Genomic DNA, 19,697 nt, shown 5'->3' with positions numbered 1-19,697 from the left:
TGGGATTCACGCTTCTGAGACAATCCTTCCGGCCAGTTGCTTCACGGCGCGCACCGCCTTGTTCCGCGGATTCGCGAGGATGATCGGATTGCCCTGGTTGGTCGCCAGCGCCACTTCCACGCCCCCCGACTCTATGGAGACGGGTTCTCGCCCGCCCAGAACCCGCCTCACGTCCTGCTCTCGGATTCCGGTACCCACGCCTGTGCCGTTCAGGACCGGTATGACCTTGTCGGCGGGATAGCCCAACGTTCGGGCGAGCGTCAGGAACAGGCTGGCATTGCGCAGCGCGCCGATGTCCGCCGTGAGGACCAGCAGGATAACAGCCGCTTTGTCCAAAACCATCAGCGTGCGGTCGTCGTACACCCGCTGCGTGTCAACGACAACGTAGTCAAAACTGCGCGAGGCCACGTCCAGCACTCGCCCGATGAGGCGCGCGGATACCTCTTCTGCCCTCTCGGGTCTCGGCGGCGACAGCAGGACCCGAATGCCGCTCGGGTGTTCCACCATCGCCTGGGCAAGCATGGAGGCATCCAGTTCCTCCACATACTGCACGAGGTCGTTGATGGTGTGCACGGGGGGCACGTTCAGGTGCAGGCCCACGTCGCCAAAGGACAGGTCGGCGTCAACGAGGGCAACGGCCCCACCGCTGAGTTCGCGCAGGGCCAAGGCCAGATTCACCGCAATCGTGGTCGTTCCCACGCCCCCCTTGCACCCGAAAACCGCGACGCTGGTCGCCTGCTTCTCCTGCGCGACGCTTGGCGCATTGGAAACCGCGCGCCGCGCCAGCAGAGCCCTGGCGCGCACCTCCAACTCCGCCGGCTCAAATGGCTTTACCATGTAATCGTCGGCGCCCGCCTCAAAGCCGGCGACCTTGTCGGCCACATCGCCCCGCGACGTGAGGACCAGCACAGGGATTCCGCTCGTGCGCGGGTCCTTGCGAATGCGGCGCACGAGTTCGTAGCCGTCCATATCCGGCATCACGACATCCGTGATGACCAGGTCTATGGACTGCGCCCCCAGCAGGGCCAGCGCCTCGGGACCGCTGCTGGCCTCCAGGATGTTCAACCCCGATCGGGCGAGCGCCGCCTTTACGAACGCCCGCGCCGTGCTGCTGTCATCCACCACCAGGACTCTGGGGGTAGCCATGAGATTTGCGTGCTGCCTCCCATGTCAATCTATGGCTGCCAGCGCAGTTTCGGCTCGCGGGCCGCGCGAACGTCGTCCAATCGCCGCAGCGGCGTCGTGAACGGCGCATCGTGCAGCATCTCCGGCTGCGTGCGCGCCTCCTCGGCGATCTTGAGCATCGCGCCGGCGAAAGCGTCCAGCGTCTCCAGGGATTCGGTCTCGGTCGGCTCAATCATCAAGGCTTCCGGCACGATCAGCGGGAAGTAGATGGTCGGCGGGTGGAAGCCGAAATCCATGAGCCGCTTGGCGATGTCAAGGGTCCGCACACCTTCAGCGCCGGGGATCGTGCCCGACAGTACGAACTCGTGCATGCACGTTCGCTTGTAGGGCAGCGGGTAGGTGTCCTGAAGCCGCACGCGCAAATAGTTCGCATTGAGCACCGCGTGCTCGGCTACCCGGCGAAGCCCGCTCGCGCCCAGGTGTCGGATGTAGGCATAGGCGCGCACCAGCACACCGAAGTTGCCGTAGAACGCCTTGAGCCGCCCGATGCTCTTGGCCGGCATGGCCAGGGAGTAATACGGACCCTCGTCCTCATCGGACTCCTCTTCAACGACGATTGGGCCGGGCAGAAACTGGGCCAGCGCCTGGGTTACCCCGACAGGGCCAGCGCCTGGGCCTCCGCCCCCGTGAGGCGTGGAGAACGTCTTGTGCAAGTTGAAGTGCATGATGTCAAACCCGAGATCCGCGGGCTTCGCAACTCCGACGATGGCATTCAGGTTCGCCCCGTCGCCGTACAGAAGCCCGCCGCACCCATGCACGATGTCGGCAATCTCCAGGATGTGCTCGTCAAACAGGCCCAGCGTGTTGGGGTTCGTGAGCATCATCCCCGCCACGTGCTCGTCGCAATGAGCCTTGAGATCCTCCAGATCCACATTGCCCCGCTCGTCGGAACGAATCTCCACCACCTCAAAGCCGCACATGGCCGTGGAAGCCGGGTTCGTGCCGTGAGCCGAGTCGGGCACCAACACTTTGGTGCGGCCGCGATCGCCTCGGTCCAGATGGTACGCCCGAACCATGAGCATGCCCGCGAATTCGCCGTGCGCGCCCGCCGCCGGCTGAAGGGACACCGCCGCAAACCCACTGATCTCCTTCAGGCACTCCTGGAGTTCATACATGAGGATCAGGTTGCCTTGGACGGTCCACTCGGGTTGATATGGGTGAGTGGCCACAAAGCCTTCCAGCCGAGCCAAAGTCTCATTGACCTTGGGATTGTACTTCATCGTGCAGGATCCCAGGGGATAGAAGCCCGTGTCCACTGCGTGGTTCAGGTGCGACAGCCGCACATAATGCCGCACCAAATCCAACTCGCTCACCTCTGGCAGCGGCAGTTCGTCGCGGAGCAGGTCCTTCGGCAGGGCAGACGGCCGCACGTCGCACTCCGGCAGCGACGCAGCGCACCGGCCTGGTCTGCTGATCTCAAAGATAAGAGGCTCTGTCATTTCGCCACCTCACGCAGTGCCTTGGCGAGATAGTCAATTTCAGCGCGGGAGTTCCGCTCCGTAACGCACAGGAGCATGTGGTTGGCCAGGTCCGGGTAGTCGCGGCCAAGATCGTACCCGCCTACGATTCCCCACTCCAGCAGTTCATCATTGAGATCGCTGACCGGCATAGGGCACCGGACGACAAACTCCTTGAAGAAGGGCTTTGTCGTTACGACCGAGTAGCCGCGGACTTTGGAGACGGCTTTGGCCGCGTAGTGGGCCTTGTGGTAGCACAGTTCGGCGATGCGCCGAAGGCCGCATTTGCCCACCGCCGCCAGATAGACCGCCGCGGCCAGGGCATTCAGCGCCTCGTTGCTACAGATGTTGGATGTGGCTCGCTCGCGCCGAATGTGCTGCTCGCGGGCCGAAAGGGTCAGAACGAAGCCCCGCCGGCCTTCCGCGTCCACCGTCTCGCCCACCAGCCGCCCGGCCATCTTGTGCACAAACCGCTCGCGGGTGGCGAAGAACCCCAGGTACGGGCCACCGAAACTGAGGGGGTTGCCCAGAGGCTGCCCCTCCCCGACAACGATATCAGCGCCGTAGTCCCCGGGCGCCTTGAACAGACCCAACGAGATGGGGTCTGCCACCACCACCCACAGCGCGCCTTTGGCGTGGACGCGGTCGCCGACGCCTCGCAAATCCTCAATCTCACCCAGGAAGTTGGGCGTCTGGGTAACGACACAAGCGGTCTGCTCGTCCACCAGATTGAGAACCGTGTCCAGGTCCTGACGGCGGTCGTCGCCCACGATCTCCAGCCCAAGCCCCTGCACGTACGTTCGGGCCGTGGCGCGGTATTCCGGGTGCACATACGGGGACATGACCACCTTGTTGCGCTTTTTCCGCTGTACGTTGTAGGCCATGACGATAGCCTCGGCCACGGCAGTAGCCCCATCGTAGTGCGAAGCGTTCGCCACTTCCATCCCCGTGAGCGCGCAGATCATGCTCTGGTACTCAAAGATCGCCTGAAGCGTGCCCTGGCTGATTTCGGGCTGGTAGGGAGTGTAGGCAGTGTAGAATTCGCTGCGGCTAACGATGTGATCCACGACGCTTGGGATGAAATGCCTGTAGGCGCCAGCGCCGAGGAAACAGATGAAGTGATTGAGGTCGGCGTTCATCTGGCTAAACGCGCCGATGTGGTCCAGCAGTTCAGGCTCGGACATCGGGGCAGGGAGATTGATCTCAGGATAGCGCGCCTGAGCCGGCACGTCGCGGAAGAGATCCTCAAGGCTGCTGACCCCGATGGCCTTGAGCATCGCGGCGCGGTCAGCATCGTTATGGGGTATATATGGCATCAATGCCCTCCTTTTTTCGCCTCCTCAGCGAGGAATTTGGCGTACCCGTCGGCGTCCAGCAAAGTTTTCGCCTCCTCCGGGTTGCTGACCTTGATTCGCACGAACCAGCCCTTCCCGTAGGGATCTTCGTTCACCAGTTGCGGCGAGTCTTCCAGTTCCTTGTTGACGGCGATGACCTCACCGCTGAGCGGCAGGTAGACATCCGATGCCGCCTTCACCGACTCCACGGTGCCAAACACATCCCCTTTCGCAAAGGTGTCGCCCACCTCGGGCAGTTCCACGTACACGACATCGTTGAGTTCCTCTTGGGCGAAGTCCGAGATGCCCACCACTGCCTCGTCGCCCTCCAGGCGCACCCACTCGTGGCTTTCCAGGTACAGCAGGCCTTGTTCCACCTTCATTTCTAACCTCCGCGCACAATGTGTTGTGGAATGCACGCACCCAAAGGTGCGAGAACTAGAAGAAGACCTGGGCCAGGCGGTACAAATCCAAATCTACCTGGCGCACGCCCGCTTTCAGCACGCTCAGGGGCACGGGCTCAATCTTGTTGCCGTGCAGCGCCGTCATCTGGCCGAATCGGCCCTCGCGGATGAGATCCACCGCACGGACGCCCATGCGCGTGGCCAGCACGCGATCAAACACCGTAGGCGTGCCCCCTCGTTGCAGGTGCCCGATGACCACGAACCGCGCTTCAAACTCAGCACATTTCTCAATGGCCTGGGCCACTGCCTCGCCGATGCCGCGCAAATCCATGCGGGGCCGGCCGAAAGCATCGGGCGCGCCAGGCTCCGGCTCATTCGGCAAATCCGATAGGTGGGCTCCCTCCGCCACCACGATGATGCTGTGATGCTTGCCCGCCTCGGCGCGGCGGCGCAGGTGCTCGCAGATCTCGCCCACGGTGGTCGGAACTTCGGGGATCACGATAAAATCCGCGCCGCCGGCCAGCCCGCCCACCGTAGCCAGCCACCCCGATTCGCGCCCCATCACTTCCACGACGATGGCGCGGCTGTGGGCGCTGGCCGTGGTGTGCAGTTTATCCAGCGCCTCCGCGATGGTAGCCACAGCAGAATTGAACCCGATGCACTGGTCGGTGCCCGGAACGTTGTTGTCAATGGTCTTGGGGATGCCGACAAGCGGAGCGTCATGCTCTTCGTAGAGCCGCTGGGCGATGCCGAGGGTATCTATGCCGCCGATCACGACAACCGCATCCAGCCCACGCGCCTTCATGGTGCCCAGAACCCTCTGCACCCCATCGGGGACGGCGAAGACGTTGGTCCGCGTCGCGCCGAGCAGTGTCCCGCCGGTGTGCATGATCCCCGACACCGAATAGCGGGTGAATTCGGTCATCTGGCCTTCTATCAGGCCCAGCCACCCGTTCTGAATCCCGCAGACCTGATAGCCATACTGGAATGCCCTTCTGGCCACGGCGCGAATGGCCGCGTTCAGCCCAGGGGCATCCCCTCCCCCTGTAAGCACTCCGATACGCACCTCTCACCTCCCACGAATGGCACGAGCCATTCCGACACAGTATAGCACAAAGCGCCGCAGCCGAAAAGGTCAACCCGCGCTACGCCGCGGATGTACCCGACGCCCAAGCCAGCCCGTAGGGCTTTGCCCGCCCGCCACACGACGCGCCTTACTCGCTGCCCAGGCTCATCAGCCGCCCGATCAGCGAACGCCGAAGTTCCACCGCATTCTCCGGGCAAACCTCATGGCAACAATAGCAGCGAATGCACTTGTTCCAATCCATGTGGGCGCGCCCGTTCACCAGGCTAATCGCCTGCACGGGGCAACTTCGCACGCACACGCCGCAGCCGATGCACCGATCAGTCGCCTGGGGGTTCGCCACCACCTGGCGGGTAACCCAACTGCGGATGGCCCTGGGTGCGGTGCCCACGTCCAGGGCGGCGTAGTCTTCGGTATCGCAGGCGGGCTTGCCGTCCACAGTCCGCGCGGCCAGAATCCGCCGCCCCAGGCGTCGCATCGCCCGCGGGAAGATGCCCGTGTCCATCGTCGTCGCCGTCCCGTATCGGAAGCCCGACAGCCTCGCCTCCGCGAGAGGCAACCCCACCACGGGCACATCGTCCACACTGCAGGATGTAAGCCCGCGCGCCGCCGCCACCTTCAGGGGTGGAATGCTCAAAGGCTCCATGCCGACCAGCGTCGCGCACACGACATCCATCGCGAACGGATCCGCCGACGCCAGCAGCAAATTGGCCGGATACGGGTCGCCGCCCGACGGCCCGTTGCCGTGCATGCCCACGATGGCGTCCATGACTGTGAGCACGGGCTTCACGTAGGTGATGATGTCCACCAGGGCCTCGGAGAACCGCATGGCGTCTTGCAACTTGGCGTGATACCCGAACTTGGTTACGCCAGGCACAACGCCAAACAGAATCTTCGTCGCGCCGGTGATGCGCGTCAAGTTGTGCGTCTTGAACTTCGGGAGCGCGATGACCGCGTCGGCCTCGTCCACTGCCTTCAAGATGTCCAGCCGCTTGATGAGATGGCCTTCGGGGTGCGAAACCTGCACCGCCGTAACGTCGTAGTTCAGTTCCATCCCCACCTCTTCGGCGACCTTGTCGTAGCCGCCACGGGTGTAAGCCAGGCGCAGCACGGCTTTGTTGAACGGGCCTGCCGGGCTTTCGGCCAAGATGGGCGTCGCGCCGGCCTCGCGCACCAGGATCGCTACCGCGCGCACCACTGCGGGGTGGGTGATAATCGCGGAATCGGGCGTCGCGGCGCGCAGGATGTTGGGTTTCAGAATGACGCGCCACCCGGGTTTGACAAAGGCGCTCATGCCGCCCAGCAGCCCGACTGCAGAGCGCACAACCGCCTCAACTTCTTGCGTATTGTATGTGGTGCAGCGAAGCAAGGCAACCGTACCTGGCATACTCAAGAGCCTCCGAGCGAAATGGGAAACAGCCGGCAGATGAAACGACTTGGAGTATAACACGCCTCCGCGTCCACACAAAACGCGGCTATTGGGGCGTGGTATTGCCCAATATGCGCTCTTCCAGTCGGGGAGCGCCAAAACGGATAGCGACCACTCCTTCCAGCGAACGCAGCGGGGTCTCCGTCGTGATGGTTGTGGAGCCGCGCGCCACGTAGGTAACCCGGCCAATGCCCCGGCACAAACCCTCTGCGTCCAGGAATGCGCAGACGCGCTGGGCCGTTGGCAACAGCCAATTGATCGTCGCGATGGACTGGAGCGGGAAGGTCAAAGGCACTGCCTGACGGAAGTACGCCTCCCAGCGTTCGCGGCGCCACGCCACCCGTTCGGCGCGGCTGCGCGCCCGCGCGTGAGGCGATACGCGCAGGGTCGTGATCTGCACCAGCGGATGATTGCGCCAGGAAGCAAGGATGGGATTCAGTTCCGCGCCCCTCGCCAGAGCGATCACGCGGCAGGGCATCAGAAGATCAACCTTGGCCTGCTTCAGCGCCAGTCCCCCCTGCCCCGGATCCACGAGGCCGGTGGAGTCCACGATGACCGTTTCCGCGCCCAGCGCCAGGGCCTTCCTGTACAGTGTGTGCACGCCCACCAGGATGCGAAGCATGTGCCCGCGGGGAGAAATGGCGCCAACGAAGAAGCAGTGGTCCGTGTGGGCCGAACCGGCCAGAACCCGCAGCGTCATGGTGGCGGGCAGCCCAAGCACCCCCTGGCCCACATCGCAATCCATGAGGGCAATGGTCCGCGAGCGCGCCGCCCATCGCTGGACGAGATAAGTCGCCAGGGATGTCTTGCCGCTATCCGTGCCGCCGATGAGCAGCACCGCGCCTCGCACGTCTTCGGCCGCCAGCGCCTCCCACTCCGGAGGCACAACCAGATTGGAAGCGGCGCTTGCCTGCACCACGAGACTCCACCTCCACCCCGCTCGCGCGAATGCATTATATCGCGCGAACCGCACCCTGGCAAGACGCGCCGCTCACGGGCAGAGCCGAATAGTTGACAGTTTTCATCAACTACTCTAAAATGGCGACGAGGGAGCACGATGCGCATCACGAGCAAAGGCCGCTACGCGGTAAGGATTCTGGTGGACATCGCCTTGAATCATGGGAATCCCGTGAGTCGGCGCGACCTGGCCGCGAGGCAGGGAGTGCCATCGGACTATATTGCCCAAATCCTTCGGCCGCTCCGCGCGGCGGGGTTCGTTACAGGCGTGAAAGGCCCGGGGGGAGGGTACGCGCTGGCCCGCGACTCCGCGGAGATTCGCATCGGCGATGTGCTGCGCGCAACCGAAGGCCCTATCGCGCTGGTGGACTGTACCATCCCAGACACGGACGTAACGTGTCGCTTTGTGGAAACATGCCCAAGCCGCTCATTCTGGGAGGGCCTCTCACGGGTCATCGCCGAATACGCCGATGCCTGGACTGTCGCCGACCTCTGCGGCGAACCGCCAACCGCACCAAAGGAGAAGCGGTAATGAGAATCTACAATGACATCACCGAGACCATTGGCAACACGCCTCTCGTCAGGCTCAATCGGGTTGCCGCCGGGCTTCACGCGACCGTCGTCGCCAAAGTGGAAGCGTTCAACCCCCTGGGCAGCGTCAAGGATCGCATCGGCGTCGCCATGATCCGCGCGGCGGAAGAAGCGGGCCTGATCCGCGAGGACACCATCATACTGGAGCCCACCAGCGGGAACACGGGCATCGCGCTGGCCGCTGTCTGCGCTGCCAGAGGCTATCGCCTTGTCCTCACCATGCCCGAAACCATGAGCCTGGAACGCCGCAAACTGCTCCAGGCGCTCGGTGCGGAACTTGTCCTGACGCCAGGCGCCGATGGGATGACCGGCGCAGTCCGAAAGGCCGAGGAGATGGCCGCGGCGGACGCCCGCTACTTCATCCCCCAGCAATTCCGGAACCCAGCCAATCCCGCCATCCATCGGCGCACGACCGCCGAGGAGATATGGCGCGACACGGACGGCAGGGTGGACATCGTTGTGGCGGGGGTCGGCACCGGTGGGACCATCACGGGCGTGGCCGAGCGGCTGAAACAGTACAAGCCCGAACTCGTCGCCGTGGCGGTGGAGCCGGCGGGTTCGCCGGTGCTCTCAGGAGGCCAGCGCGGCCCCCACAAGATACAGGGCATCGGAGCGGGGTTCGTGCCCGATGTCTTCCGCCGCGAGTTGGTGGATGAGATCATCCGCGTCGCCGACGACGAGGCCATGACGATGGCGAGAAGGCTCGCGAAGGAAGAAGGGCTGCTCGTGGGCATATCGTCGGGCGCGGCGGCGTTCGCCGCGTTGCAGGTCGCGGCCAGGCCCGAAAACGCCGGCAGGCTCATCGTTGTCATCCTGCCCGACACCGGAGAACGCTACCTCAGCACCGAGTTGTTCGCCCAGGCATGACGGGCATTGTGACCACACTGCGCTTGGGCGAAGTTCCAGGGACGGAGGACCCATGTTCGCACGCATCCGAGAAGACATCGCAACCGTGTTCGCGAAAGACCCTGCGGCACGCACCGTTTGGGAGGTGCTCTTCTGCTACCCCGGGCTGCATGCCATTTGGCTACACCGCATCGCGCACGCGCTGTGGACGCGCCGACTCCACTTTGTTGCGCGTTTCATCTCGCATATCAACCGTTGGCTGACCGGCGTGGAGATTCACCCGGGGGCCAAAATCGGTCGGCGTTGCTTCATTGATCACGGCATGGGCGTCGTCATCGGCGAGACTGCCGAAATCATGGACGACGTGTTGCTTTACCAGGGGGTTGTTCTGGGCGGCACCAGCGCCGAAAAAACCAAGCGACACCCCACCATCGGCAACCACGTCGTCATCGGCGCCGGCGCCATCGTGCTCGGCCCCATCCACATCGGCGACCGCGCGCGGATTGGCGCGGGGTCGGTCGTGATCAAGTCGGTTCCGCCGGGCATGACCGTGGTCGGCGTCCCCGGGCGCTTCGCCGAACCCCAAAGCGAGACCGCACCCAAGCCCGACCTAGCCCACGGCGACCTGCCCGACCCCTCGCTGAAGACCCTGGCGGAAGTGCTGGCCCGGCAGAGTCAGTTGGAAGAGCGCGTGCGTCACCTTGAACAGGCCCTGGCACGGGCCGAGGGCGCGCCTGCGCGAGAGGCAGAACGCGAAGGCGTTGACCGAAGTCAGGTGCTGGCCGCCCTGAAAGAGGTCATTGACCCGGAGGCCGGAATAAGCGTGGTTGACCTGGGGCTGATTCGCGAAATTGCGGTGAACGGCAACCGCGTGGAAATCGTCATGACGCTGACGACGGCTGCCTGCCCGCTGGCCGACTACCTCACCGAGCAAGTGCGGCGCAGAATCAGCAACGTCTGGCCCGACGTGCAGGTGGGCGTAACGCTAAAAGGCCCCGCCCAGAACGGGACAAACATTCGCGAAGCCACGCCCGCGGGCGCTAGCCCACCGCGTCAATGAGTTCGGCGCCCACCGCGCGGATGAGGTCGTGTGGCTTCAGGCGAAGATTCACGCCCCGCTTGCCCGCGCTGACCATGATCCGCTCGTGGGCCAACGCCGAGCGGTCCAGGTACACCGCAAACCGCTTGGCGCGGAGCGCCAGCGCCGAGATGCCGCCGACCTGCAGGCCGGTCAACGCTTCGGCTTCGCGGTGCGACGCCAGGGCCACCTTCTTCTCGCCCACCGCCGCCGCGACTTTCCGCAGGTCAACCTCGCTGTCGCCTGGGGCGATGACCAGAAACGGCTTCCCGTTGGGCCGCAGAAGGACCAGCGTCTTGAACACCTCGGCCGGCGGGATTCCCGTAGCCTCCGCGACGCCGAGTGCCGAGTGGATGTCGGGCGAGAAGGTGTACACATCGTAGGGAATGCCCAACCGGTCCAGGAGTCGCATGCTGTTCGTCTTTTCCATGCCAGAGGCTCCTTCGCGCGCTAAGGCGTGTAGTCGGCCAGGATGGAATCGCCGATGAACTCCCGCAGGATGGAATTGTCGGGCACGAGATGAGATTCGCAGGGCAGGAACCACTGCAAGAACGCCAGCAGGCGCTTGGCCTCCACGTATTCCAGCGTCCCTGGCTCCACCTGCCTGAGCAACGGCTCGGCAAACGGTTTCAGCACCGCCAGTTCGTAGGCCAGCGCCGAGTTGAACATGGCATCGGCGTTCTCCTGATAGGGGAAGATGCGCAGCGCCTCGCTTCGCGTTACGCTTCCCCAGCGGCTGATCGTGCTCGCCGCATTGTACCCGCGCGTCCGCGCGTCGCGCACGATGCGCCGGAGCAAGCGTGTGTCGGTAGTCGGAATCCGGTTGTGCATGTCCAGGTTCAGTTGCGTGAGCGCCGAGACGTAGATGCGATACACGCTCCCCTGCGGAAGGTCGGGGAGCAGATCCGGGTTCAATCCGTGAATCCCCTCGGCGATCACAACCTGGTCGTCCTTCAGGCGAACCCTGGGGCCGTCCTCCCGCTTGCCGAGGCGGAAGTTGTAATGCGGAAGCATCACCTCTTCGCCGCGGAACAGTTGAAGCAGTTGTCGGTTGAGCAAGGAGCGATCCAGCGCGTCCAGCGACTCAAAGTCGTAGGCCCCGTGCTCGTCCACCGGCGTCTTCTCGCGGTCCACGAAGTAGTCGTCCATCGCCAGCGTAAACGGGCGCACCCCGTGGGCCAGCAACTGCACGGCCAGCCGCTTTGAGAACGTCGTCTTGCCCGAGGATGTCGGCCCGGCGATGAGCACCAGCCTGACGCCAGGGCGCAGGTCGGCGATCTGATGTGCGATGGCCGCGATGCGGTCCTCGTGCAGCGCCTCCGACACCAGGATGGCCTCGCGGATGCGCTGATTCTCCACCGCCTCGTTCAGCGACCCCACGTCATTGATCTGCAGCAGGTTCATCCATGTGGTGTGCTCTCGGAAAACAGCCGCCAATTTCGGCGAGTCGCGGTACTCCGGCAGCACCAGCGGGTTCTCCCTTCGCGGGAACCGCAAGATGAACCCCGGCGGATAGGGATGCAGGGCAAAGGTCTTGAGGTACCCCGTGGATGGTACCAGGTAGCCGTAGAAGTAGTCCGTAACGCCCCGCAGGCGATAGACGGTGAGGTAATCCTTCGTGCGGTACCGCAGGAGACGGACCTTGTCCTCATACCCTTGGCGCTGGAAGATGGTCTTTGCCTCGCTCAGTGGGAGCCGCTCCTTGGTAATCGGTTCATCCGCCTCCGCGATCTCGCGCATGCGGGTCTCTAGCCGCGCCAGTTCCTCCTCCGTCAGGGGCCCTCGCCCCACAAGGCGGCAGTACAACCCCGACAGCGTGAGGGAATGATCCACCAGCACCTGCGCTTCGGGGAACAGTTCCCGCGCCGCCACGACCAGCAGCAGGGACAGCGAACGCTGCAGAATGCGCAGGCCGTCGCTCGTGGCGGTCGTCAGCGGCACCACCTCGGAGTCCTGGAGCACCGGCGAGCACAGGTCGCGAATCTCGCGATTCACCAGGGCAGCGACGACGGGGGCTTCTTGGGCGCGGCACGCAACCCGGATGAACGCCTCAAGGCGCGTGCCGACGGGGCCTTCGTAGGTGCGGCCGTCGGGCAGATGAACCTGCACGGTATCGCGGGGCTTGGCCTCGCGAATGGTGGTTGTCGTCATGGCACTCCTGTTTTCCCGCAGCGGCGCGGCTGGGCCGGCCGCCGCGGGCACGGATGAGATGCCAATCAAGTATAATCAGGACAGGGGGCGGGGGCAAAAGCGGCGTTTCCACCTGATGAGATGAACAGCGCAAGTTGCCGCCAGGCGCAAAGCGGGTATAATTGCCCCTAACATGCATCGGAGAGAGCCTTCGTGCGCGAACCCGAACCGTCTCCCGAACAAACATCTCCCATAGAAGCACCTCCCACCACAGAAAACCCTGGCAAGTCCTTTCTCCGCGAGGCGGCAGAGACTATTGTCCTGGCGGTCGTTCTCTTTCTGCTGCTGCAACTGGTCGTCAGGAACTTCCGCATCCTGGGCGCCAGCATGTTGCCCACCCTGGAAACGGGGCAGTTTGTGCTGGTGGAACGGGTGAGTTATTGGTTTTCTGAGCCTCGCCGTGGCGATGTGGTCATCTTTGAGTACCCCCGCGCCCCACAAGAGGACTTCATCAAGCGGATCATCGGCCTCCCCGGCGAGACCGTAGAGATAGAGAGCGGTTCCGTGTACATCAACGGGAATCTGCTTGTAGAGCCGTACCTTGCCGGCCAGCCAACGCTCACCTACCGCCCGATAAGGCTCACGCTGGGGCCGGATGAGTATTTCGTCATGGGCGACAATCGCGCAGCCAGCAGCGACTCGCGCGCGTGGGGGCCGTTGCCGCGCCACAACATCATCGGCCGCGCGTGGCTCTGCTACTGGCCGCCATCGCGCTGGGGCGTGATCCGGCGCGTCACATATCCGTGAACAGAGCCTTGCAAAGACATTCGCAGCATTACGAAGCGCCGCGCAGGCGCGTGGGCGACTTGCCATCCGCCTGACAGCGTAGTATAATGCAAGCACGACTCCGAAAGGGACTCTGGCAAAGGTGCTATCCATCCACACACTCGCAAATTCAACCAATCGGGGGACGACAACAAAGGCCTGAGGACGTGGGTGAACTGCGCACTCAGGCCTTCTTTTCGCCGGAAAGGTGGGAGAGCAGACCATGCGCGAAATCCACTATAACACCATCGTTGACGCCGTAGAACGGCTCTGCATGGGATCCAACTACTTCCTGGGCGACGACGTGATCCAATCGGTCAGGCAAGCCCTGGAACGCGAGGAGTCGCCCACGGGACGCGAGATTCTGCAGGAAATCCTGGAGAACGCCCGCATAGCCCGCGAAGACGAAGTGCCCCTGTGTCAGGACTGCGGGTACACGGTCGTATTCGTGGACATCGGGCAGGACGTGCACATCGTCGGCGGCGACTTCAACGAGGCCATCGCCGAAGGGACTCGGCGCGGCTACACCAAGGGCTACCTGCGCAAGTCGGTCGTGGCTCATCCATATTCCAGTCGGGTCAACACGAAGGACAACACGCCTCCCGTCATCCACGTTCGCATCGTCCCTGGCGACAAGTTGCGCATCACGTTGGCCCCCAAGGGTGGCGGCAGCGAGAACATGAGCGCCCTGGGCATGCTCAAGCCCGCCGACGGGCGCGAAGGCGTCATCAAGTTTGTCGTGGAGACCGTGCGCAAGGCCGGGGCGAACCCGTGCCCGCCCATCATCGTCGGCGTCGGCATCGGTGGCACGGCCGAGCAGGCCATGCTCCTGGCCAAGCGGTCGCTCCTGCGCGAGGTGGGCCGGCCCAGCGACGACCCGGAAGACGCCTCGCTGGAAGCCGACATCCTCACGCGGGTCAACAAACTGGGCATCGGGCCGCAGGGCCTGGGGGGCCGCACGACGGCGCTGGCCGTCCACGTGCTCAGCCAGCCGTGCCACATCGCCAGTTTGCCCGTGGCGGTCAACATCCAGTGCCACAGCGCGCGACACAAGGAAATCGTTCTGTAGCCGAGCAGCGGAGGACTGTGTGGGATGAAGATCCAGACGCCATTGACAGACGACGTGGTCGCCAACCTGCGGGCCGGGCAGAAAGTGCTTATCTCGGGGACTATCTACGTGGCGCGAGACGCCGCGCACAAGCGCATCGTGGAGGCCATGGACGCCGGCGCGCCCCTTCCCCTTGAACTCCAGGGGCAGATTATCTACTACATGGGCCCGGCGCCCGCCAAGCCCGGCCAGGTCATCGGCTCGGCAGGCCCCACCACCTCATACCGCATGGACCCCTACACGCCGCGATTGCTGGCCGCCGGCCTGAAGGGGATGATCGGCAAAGGCAACCGCTCCCAGGCGGTCAAGGACGCGATTCGGAAGTACAAGGCCGTTTACTTCGCGGCCACGGGCGGCGCAGGAGCCTTGATCGCCAAGTCGGTGAAAAAGGCCGAGGTCATCGCCTACGAAGACCTGGGAGCCGAGGCTCTCTGGAAACTTGAGGTAGAAGACTTCCCCGCCACCGTCATCAACGACATCTATGGCGGCGACGCATACGAAGACGGCGTGCGCCAGTACGCCATCCCAGACTAGACCGGAGGCGCCATGCGAATCCAACTGTCCGCTGCCAAAGTCCACAACGACTTCATCCGCAAGGTGGAGGAGATGAGCGGGCAGGACCTGCTCAAATGCTACCAGTGCGGCGAGTGCTCGGCGGGGTGCCCGGCTGCCTTCGCCATGGACCTCCTCCCCAATCAGGTAATCCGCCTTCTACAACTCGGCGAACACGAGGCCGTCCTACAGTCCAAGACCATCTGGCTGTGCGCGGCGTGCCAGCAGTGCTACACCCGTTGCCCCAAAGGCGTGGACCTTTCGCGCATCATGGAAGTCGTGCGAGACCTGCTGATGACCGAACGCGGGGACAAAATCGTCATAGAGAAACTTCCCGCCGAGACGCTTGCGGAATTCCCCCAGCAGGCTTTCATCAGCGGCTTCAGGAAATACACAGCGTAGCAACAAACGATGAGGTGCGGGCATGAGAATTCCCTACTATCCCGGCTGCACTCTCAGCACCAAGGCCAAGGGGTTTGACCGCGCGGCGCGGGACTCCATGGCCGCCTTGGGCATAGAGTTGGCCGAGTTGAAAATGTGGAACTGCTGCGGCGCGACCTTCCCCCTGAGCCGCGACAACCTGCTGGACCTGGCAGGGCCGGTGCGCAACCTCGTCAGCGCGGCAACGGAGGGCGACAAACTCGCGGCGGCCTGTTCCACCTGCTTCAACGTGCTCAAGCGATCCAACCTCGTCATGCGCAACGAGGAAGACAAGCGCGAGAAGATCAACTTCTTTATTGAGGCCGAGTACACGGGCGAAGTGGAGGTGATTCACCTCCTGGAGATCCTGCGCGACGTAGTGGGTTGGGACAACATCAGCAAGGCCGTGAAGAAGAACCTGGCCGACCTCTCGGTTGCGCCGTACTATGGCTGCATGTTCCTGCGCCCCCCAAAAGAGATGGGGTTTGACGACCACGAGAACCCCCAGATACTGGAAAACTTCCTGCGCGCCCTCGGCGCCCAGGTTGCCGACTATCCGCACCGCGCCGAATGCTGCGGCAACTACATCGCGGCCTTTGACCTGGAGACCACGAAGGAGATGTCCTACCTCATCTTGGCGTCAGCCAGGAAGGCGGGCGCAGACCTTATCGTTACCAGTTGTCCCCTGTGCCAGTTCAACCTGGACCGCTGGCAACAGGACCTGGCCATGAAGCACGGCGGCTTCCGGCCCATTCCCGTGCTGTACGACATGCAGTTGTTGGGCATCGCGCTGGGGCTGGATGCCACCGCCTTTGACTTGGACAAGCACTACGTAGACCCGAGGCCGCTTCTGGCCGCGAAAGGGCTGATCTAGGAGACGCAACGTGGCGGAAGACAAGTCGCCCATCACGCGAGTCCTCATCATCGGGGCCGGCATTGCGGGAATCCAAGCCGCCCTGGACATCGCCAACTCAGGATACGAAGTCGTCCTCGTGGAGCGGGAACCCTCCATCGGCGGGCGGATGCTCCAACTGTCCGAGACCTTCCCGACGCTGGACTGCGCCCAATGCATCCTAACCCCCCGCACCGTAGAAGCCGGCCACCACGAGCGAATCCGGCTCATGACGTTCTCGGAAGTTACGGCCATCACGGGCGAGATCGGGCACTTCACCGCCACCGTCCAACGCAAGCCGGCATCGGTCAACTGGGACGTGTGCACGGGGTGCGGCCTCTGCCAGGAGAAATGCCCGACCAAAGTCGCCTCGCCCTTTGACCGAGGCATGGGCAAACGCAAGGCCATCTACACGCTGTCGCCCCAGGCGGTTCCCAACAAGCCCGTCATAGACCGCGACGCCTGCACATGGTTTACGCGGGGCAAGTGCCGCCTCTGCGAGAAAGTCTGCCCCGTCCACGCCATTGACTACGAGCAGCAGGCGACCACCACGGAAGTGGAAGTCGGCGCGGTCATCATCGCGACCGGCTACACGTTGTACGGGCTAGAGAACCTGGGCGAGTACGGATACGGTCAGATTCCCGACGTAGTGGACGGCCTGGCATTTGAGCGGCTGCTTTCGGCGTCCGGCCCCACCGCGGGCAAGGTTCGGAGGCCCTCGGACGGCAAGGAGCCCAAGCAGGTGGTATTCATCCAGTGCGCCGGCTCCCGCGCGCCCGAAACCGCCATGCCCTACTGCTCCAAAATCTGCTGCATGTACACGGCGAAACACGCCATGCTGTACAAGCATCGGGTGCATGACGGCACCGCGTATGTGTTCTACATAGACGTGCGCGCAGCGGGCAAGCGCTACGAGGAATTCTACCACCGCGCCACAGAAGAAGACCGCGTGCTGTATATCCGAGGCAAGGTGGCGCGCGTCTTCCGTGAGGGCGATCAAGTCATCGTCTGGGGCGCGGACACGCTCAGCGGGGCGTCGGTGGAGATCGCCGCCGACATGGTGGTGCTGGCCCCAGCCATGGTGCCTCACCCCGAGACGCGGCGACTGGCCGAGATGCTCGGCATCCCCACCAACCCCTACGGCTTCCTGCTGCCCCTGGATGACAACATGCTGCCCGTGGAGACGTCGCGTCCGGGCGTGTTCCTGGCGGGGGCCGTTACCAGCCCCAAGGACATCCCCGAGACCGTCGCCCAGGCCAGCGCCGCTGCCGCCAAAGTCCTGTCGCTCTTCGCCCAGTGGAGCGGCGTGCCCCAGGCCATGGAGACCCCCGTCGGAGCGGAGACATCATGAAGCGGATTGGCGTATTCATCTGCCACTGCGGCATCAACATCGCCGGCACGGTGGACGTGAAGCGCGTCGCCGAGGCCCTCAAGGACTACCCAGGCGTCGTCCTCGCCACCGACTACATGTACATGTGCTCGGACCCCGGGCAGTCGCTGATTCGCCAGTCCATCAAGGACGAGAATCTTGAGGGCGTTGTGGTAGCGGCATGCAGCCCGGCCATGCACGAAACCACTTTCCGCAAAGCGTCGGCGCAGGCGGGTCTCAACCCCTACCAGACCGAGATTGCCAACATCCGCGAGCAGGTGTCCTGGGTACACCAGGGAGATAAGGAAGCCGCGACCGAGAAGGCTATTGAGCACATCAAAACCATCGTGGAGAAGGTGAAGTACAACGAGTCGCTGGTTCCCCTATCCCTCTCCCTCGTCAAGAAGGCGCTGGTCATCGGCGCCGGCATCGCGGGGTTGCAGGCGGCCCTAGACATCGCATCCGCTGGATACCCCGTCGTGCTCGTGGAGCGTTCCGACCGACTCGGCGGCCACGTGGGCCAACTGTCCGGCGTTTATGTCAACTTTGACGCGGCCCACGACCTCCTGCAGTCCAAGTTGCAGGCGGTGCAAAACAACCCGCGCATCAAAGTCTTCCTGCGGACCGAGGTAGAGGAACTGGGCGGCTACGTGGGCAACTTCACCGCCAAACTCAAGCACCGGACGGGCAGCGCCGATGAGGAGCCGACGTTCTCCGAGCACGCTTTCGGCGCCGTGATCGTGGCGACGGGATACTCCCTGCGGCCACTCGCCAAATTCGGCGAGTACGGCGGCGGACGCTACCCCGACATCATAGACGCGCTGACCTTTGAGCAGATGCTGGCCGCCGACGGCCCCACGGGCGGCGAAATCCGACGCCCCTCGGACGGCACGGTGCCTCGGGAGGTCATTTTCGTGCAGTGCGCTGGCTCGCGCGACCCCGAGCACCACATGCCCTATTGCTCCAAAATTTGCTGCATGTACACGGCCAAGCAGGCTACCCTGTACAAGCAGCGCGTGCCCGATGGTCAGGCTTACGTCTTCTACATAGACATCCGCTCGCAGGGGCGCGACTACGAAGAGTTCGTACAGTCCGCCATGACCCAGCAGGATGTCCTGTACGTTCGCGGCAAGGTGGCGCGCCTGTACGAAGAGGACGGCAAAGTCGTCGCGTGGGCCGCCGATACCCTCACCGGCAAGCCCATTGAGGTACAGGCAGACCTGGCGGTGCTGGCGACAGCCGTCATGCCGGCGGAAGGCGCGGTGGAACTGGCACAGAAACTGCGCATCGCCACCGATGAGCACGGCTTCTTCAGCGAGGCCCACCCCAAACTGCGGCCGGTGGAAAGCCTGACCGCCGGCATCTTCCTGGCAGGCACCGCACAAGCGCCCAAGGACATCCCCGAGACCGTCGCCCAGGCCAGCGCCGCTGCCGCCAAAGTCCTGTCCTTGTTCTCCCAGCGCGAGTTGGTCGCCGAGCCTACCATCGCCTACGTGGACGAGGAACTCTGTTCGGGCTGCGGGCTGTGCATCCCGGCATGCCCTTACCAGGCGCGCGAGATGCATCCCTGGAAGCACAAGGCCATCGTCCACGAGGCTCTGTGCCAGGGGTGTGGCGCCTGCGTGGTGGCATGCCCCAACAAGGCGTGCAAACTTCGGAACCTGACGCCCAGCCACGTGCTGGCGATGATGGACGCTTACCTGGCGGAGGTGTAGATGACAGCAGGCGCGACCGCATCCCTGGCCAGCAACACGAGAACGCGGGCGTCGTCCGCGGGCGCAACCCAGGCCGCGCTGCGGGTTGACCCCACGTTCCTGCGAACGGTAGAATCGCTCAGCCACGAGAACATTCGGCTATGCTACTACTGCCTGAAGTGCACCGCCGGATGCCCCACCGCATACGCCATGGACTACGGCCCCGCGCACATCCTCAAACTGGTGCAGTTGGGCCAGAAGGACAGAGTCCTGCGCAGCAGCGCCATCTGGCTGTGCGTGGGATGCGAAACCTGCTGGACGCGCTGCCCCAACGGGATTGCC

20 protein-coding genes are annotated in these 19,697 nt (G+C 63.9%); 11 read left to right on the top strand and 9 right to left on the bottom strand.

The features are described from left to right. Nucleotides 1-6: 6 nt before the first annotated feature. From H5T65_07305 to H5T65_07275, 7 genes are all read right to left on the bottom strand, one after another. Entirely contained in the window at nucleotides 7-1,146 is a 1,140-nt protein-coding gene (locus tag H5T65_07305; protein ID MBC7259040.1) for a response regulator, read from the bottom strand. 29 nt (nucleotides 1,147-1,175) lie between these two features. Next, a complete protein-coding gene (gcvPB, locus tag H5T65_07300) occupies nucleotides 1,176-2,624 on the bottom strand; it encodes an aminomethyl-transferring glycine dehydrogenase subunit GcvPB (protein ID MBC7259039.1) in 1,449 nt (482 codons plus the stop codon). Next, a complete protein-coding gene (gene gcvPA / locus H5T65_07295; protein ID MBC7259038.1) occupies nucleotides 2,621-3,958 on the bottom strand; it encodes an aminomethyl-transferring glycine dehydrogenase subunit GcvPA in 1,338 nt (445 codons plus the stop codon). Before gcvPA ends, gcvPB begins: the two co-directional genes overlap by 4 nt. Beyond that, a complete protein-coding gene (gcvH, locus tag H5T65_07290; protein MBC7259037.1) occupies nucleotides 3,958-4,359 on the bottom strand; it encodes a glycine cleavage system protein GcvH in 402 nt (133 codons plus the stop codon). The genes gcvPA and gcvH overlap by 1 nt, the downstream gene beginning before the upstream one ends. A gap of 55 nt (nucleotides 4,360-4,414) precedes the next feature. Then, nucleotides 4,415-5,446: a 6-phosphofructokinase gene (locus H5T65_07285; protein MBC7259036.1), complete on the bottom strand. Its 1,032-nt coding sequence runs from the start codon at nucleotides 5,444-5,446 to the stop codon at nucleotides 4,415-4,417. Between the two features lie 148 nt (nucleotides 5,447-5,594). Further along, complete coding sequence (locus tag H5T65_07280; protein MBC7259035.1) at nucleotides 5,595-6,851, bottom strand: DUF362 domain-containing protein; 1,257 nt, start codon at nucleotides 6,849-6,851, stop codon at nucleotides 5,595-5,597. An 88-nt stretch (nucleotides 6,852-6,939) separates the two neighbouring features. Continuing rightward, complete coding sequence (locus H5T65_07275) at nucleotides 6,940-7,812, bottom strand: hypothetical protein (GenBank protein ID MBC7259034.1); 873 nt, start codon at nucleotides 7,810-7,812, stop codon at nucleotides 6,940-6,942. Nucleotides 7,813-7,950: 138 nt separating this feature from the next. On the opposite strand from H5T65_07275, the gene H5T65_07270 reads away from it, so the two are divergent. From H5T65_07270 to cysE, 3 genes are read left to right on the top strand one after another with little or no spacing between them, the layout of a single operon-like run. Continuing rightward, a complete protein-coding gene (locus H5T65_07270) occupies nucleotides 7,951-8,382 on the top strand; it encodes an Rrf2 family transcriptional regulator (protein MBC7259033.1) in 432 nt (143 codons plus the stop codon). Further along, entirely contained in the window at nucleotides 8,382-9,308 is a 927-nt protein-coding gene (gene cysK, locus H5T65_07265) for a cysteine synthase A (protein MBC7259032.1), read from the top strand. The genes H5T65_07270 and cysK overlap by 1 nt, the downstream gene beginning before the upstream one ends. Nucleotides 9,309-9,360: 52 nt before the next feature. Continuing rightward, a complete protein-coding gene (cysE, locus tag H5T65_07260; GenBank protein ID MBC7259031.1) occupies nucleotides 9,361-10,347 on the top strand; it encodes a serine O-acetyltransferase in 987 nt (328 codons plus the stop codon). On the opposite strand, the gene H5T65_07255 is transcribed toward cysE, so the two are convergent. Beyond that, on the bottom strand, nucleotides 10,328-10,795 hold the full coding sequence (locus H5T65_07255; GenBank protein ID MBC7259030.1) for an aminoacyl-tRNA deacylase: 468 nt from the start codon (nucleotides 10,793-10,795) through the stop codon (nucleotides 10,328-10,330). The genes cysE and H5T65_07255 overlap by 20 nt on opposite strands. 20 nt (nucleotides 10,796-10,815) lie before the next feature. Continuing rightward, complete coding sequence (locus H5T65_07250) at nucleotides 10,816-12,516, bottom strand: nucleoside kinase (protein ID MBC7259029.1); 1,701 nt, start codon at nucleotides 12,514-12,516, stop codon at nucleotides 10,816-10,818. Between the two features lie 231 nt (nucleotides 12,517-12,747). On the opposite strand from H5T65_07250, the gene lepB reads away from it, so the two are divergent. From lepB to H5T65_07210, 8 genes are all read left to right on the top strand, one after another. Beyond that, a complete protein-coding gene (lepB, locus tag H5T65_07245) occupies nucleotides 12,748-13,302 on the top strand; it encodes a signal peptidase I (GenBank protein MBC7259028.1) in 555 nt (184 codons plus the stop codon). A 241-nt stretch (nucleotides 13,303-13,543) separates the two neighbouring features. After that, nucleotides 13,544-14,389 carry a fumarate hydratase gene (locus tag H5T65_07240; GenBank protein ID MBC7259027.1) on the top strand — a complete coding sequence of 282 codons (846 nt, stop codon included), beginning with the start codon at nucleotides 13,544-13,546 and terminating at the stop codon, nucleotides 14,387-14,389. Between the two features lie 24 nt (nucleotides 14,390-14,413). Next, nucleotides 14,414-14,962, top strand: a complete 549-nt coding sequence (locus H5T65_07235) for a Fe-S-containing hydro-lyase (GenBank protein MBC7259026.1) — start codon at nucleotides 14,414-14,416, stop codon at nucleotides 14,960-14,962. A gap of 12 nt (nucleotides 14,963-14,974) precedes the next feature. After that, nucleotides 14,975-15,382 carry a 4Fe-4S dicluster domain-containing protein gene (locus tag H5T65_07230; GenBank protein ID MBC7259025.1) on the top strand — a complete coding sequence of 136 codons (408 nt, stop codon included), beginning with the start codon at nucleotides 14,975-14,977 and terminating at the stop codon, nucleotides 15,380-15,382. A gap of 22 nt (nucleotides 15,383-15,404) precedes the next feature. Then, a complete protein-coding gene (locus tag H5T65_07225) occupies nucleotides 15,405-16,274 on the top strand; it encodes a CoB--CoM heterodisulfide reductase iron-sulfur subunit B family protein (protein MBC7259024.1) in 870 nt (289 codons plus the stop codon). A 10-nt stretch (nucleotides 16,275-16,284) separates the two neighbouring features. Beyond that, nucleotides 16,285-17,643, top strand: coding sequence for a CoB--CoM heterodisulfide reductase iron-sulfur subunit A family protein (locus H5T65_07220; protein ID MBC7259023.1), 1,359 nt, complete (start codon nucleotides 16,285-16,287; stop codon nucleotides 17,641-17,643). Then, nucleotides 17,640-19,376 (top strand): CoB--CoM heterodisulfide reductase iron-sulfur subunit A family protein, encoded by a 1,737-nt coding sequence (locus tag H5T65_07215; protein MBC7259022.1) that lies wholly within the window; start codon nucleotides 17,640-17,642, stop codon nucleotides 19,374-19,376. The genes H5T65_07220 and H5T65_07215 overlap by 4 nt, the downstream gene beginning before the upstream one ends. Continuing rightward, nucleotides 19,377-19,697, top strand: a 321-nt coding sequence (locus tag H5T65_07210) for a 4Fe-4S dicluster domain-containing protein (protein MBC7259021.1), incomplete at its 3' end; no start/stop codon positions are given.

The organism is Chloroflexota bacterium (genome assembly GCA_014360805.1).
GTDB lineage: Bacteria > Chloroflexota > Anaerolineae > DTLA01 > DTLA01 > DTLA01.
The sequence above is the reverse complement of the archived record's forward strand: the minus strand, read 5'-3'. Positions and strand labels throughout refer to the sequence as shown.

Bases quoted from the DNA above. Each gene is read 5' to 3' on its own strand.
- H5T65_07225 (MBC7259024.1), top strand. From the start codon at position 15,405: ATGAGAATTCCCTACTATCCCGGCTGCACTCTCAGCACCAAGGCCAAG.
- H5T65_07230 (MBC7259025.1), top strand. From the start codon at position 14,975: ATGCGAATCCAACTGTCCGCTGCCAAAGTCCACAACGACTTCATCCGC.
- H5T65_07270 (MBC7259033.1), top strand. From the start codon at position 7,951: ATGCGCATCACGAGCAAAGGCCGCTACGCGGTAAGGATTCTGGTGGAC.
- cysK (MBC7259032.1), top strand. From the start codon at position 8,382: ATGAGAATCTACAATGACATCACCGAGACCATTGGCAACACGCCTCTC.
- H5T65_07255 (MBC7259030.1), bottom strand. From the start codon at position 10,795: ATGGAAAAGACGAACAGCATGCGACTCCTGGACCGGTTGGGCATTCCC.
- gcvPA (MBC7259038.1), bottom strand. From the start codon at position 3,958: ATGCCATATATACCCCATAACGATGCTGACCGCGCCGCGATGCTCAAG.
- H5T65_07305 (MBC7259040.1), bottom strand. From the start codon at position 1,146: ATGGCTACCCCCAGAGTCCTGGTGGTGGATGACAGCAGCACGGCGCGG.
- H5T65_07235 (MBC7259026.1), top strand. From the start codon at position 14,414: ATGAAGATCCAGACGCCATTGACAGACGACGTGGTCGCCAACCTGCGG.
- H5T65_07215 (MBC7259022.1), top strand. From the start codon at position 17,640: ATGAAGCGGATTGGCGTATTCATCTGCCACTGCGGCATCAACATCGCC.
- H5T65_07240 (MBC7259027.1), top strand. From the start codon at position 13,544: ATGCGCGAAATCCACTATAACACCATCGTTGACGCCGTAGAACGGCTC.
- gcvPB (MBC7259039.1), bottom strand. From the start codon at position 2,624: ATGACAGAGCCTCTTATCTTTGAGATCAGCAGACCAGGCCGGTGCGCT.
- gcvH (MBC7259037.1), bottom strand. From the start codon at position 4,359: ATGAAGGTGGAACAAGGCCTGCTGTACCTGGAAAGCCACGAGTGGGTG.
- H5T65_07280 (MBC7259035.1), bottom strand. From the start codon at position 6,851: ATGCCAGGTACGGTTGCCTTGCTTCGCTGCACCACATACAATACGCAA.
- cysE (MBC7259031.1), top strand. From the start codon at position 9,361: ATGTTCGCACGCATCCGAGAAGACATCGCAACCGTGTTCGCGAAAGAC.
- H5T65_07250 (MBC7259029.1), bottom strand. From the start codon at position 12,516: ATGACGACAACCACCATTCGCGAGGCCAAGCCCCGCGATACCGTGCAG.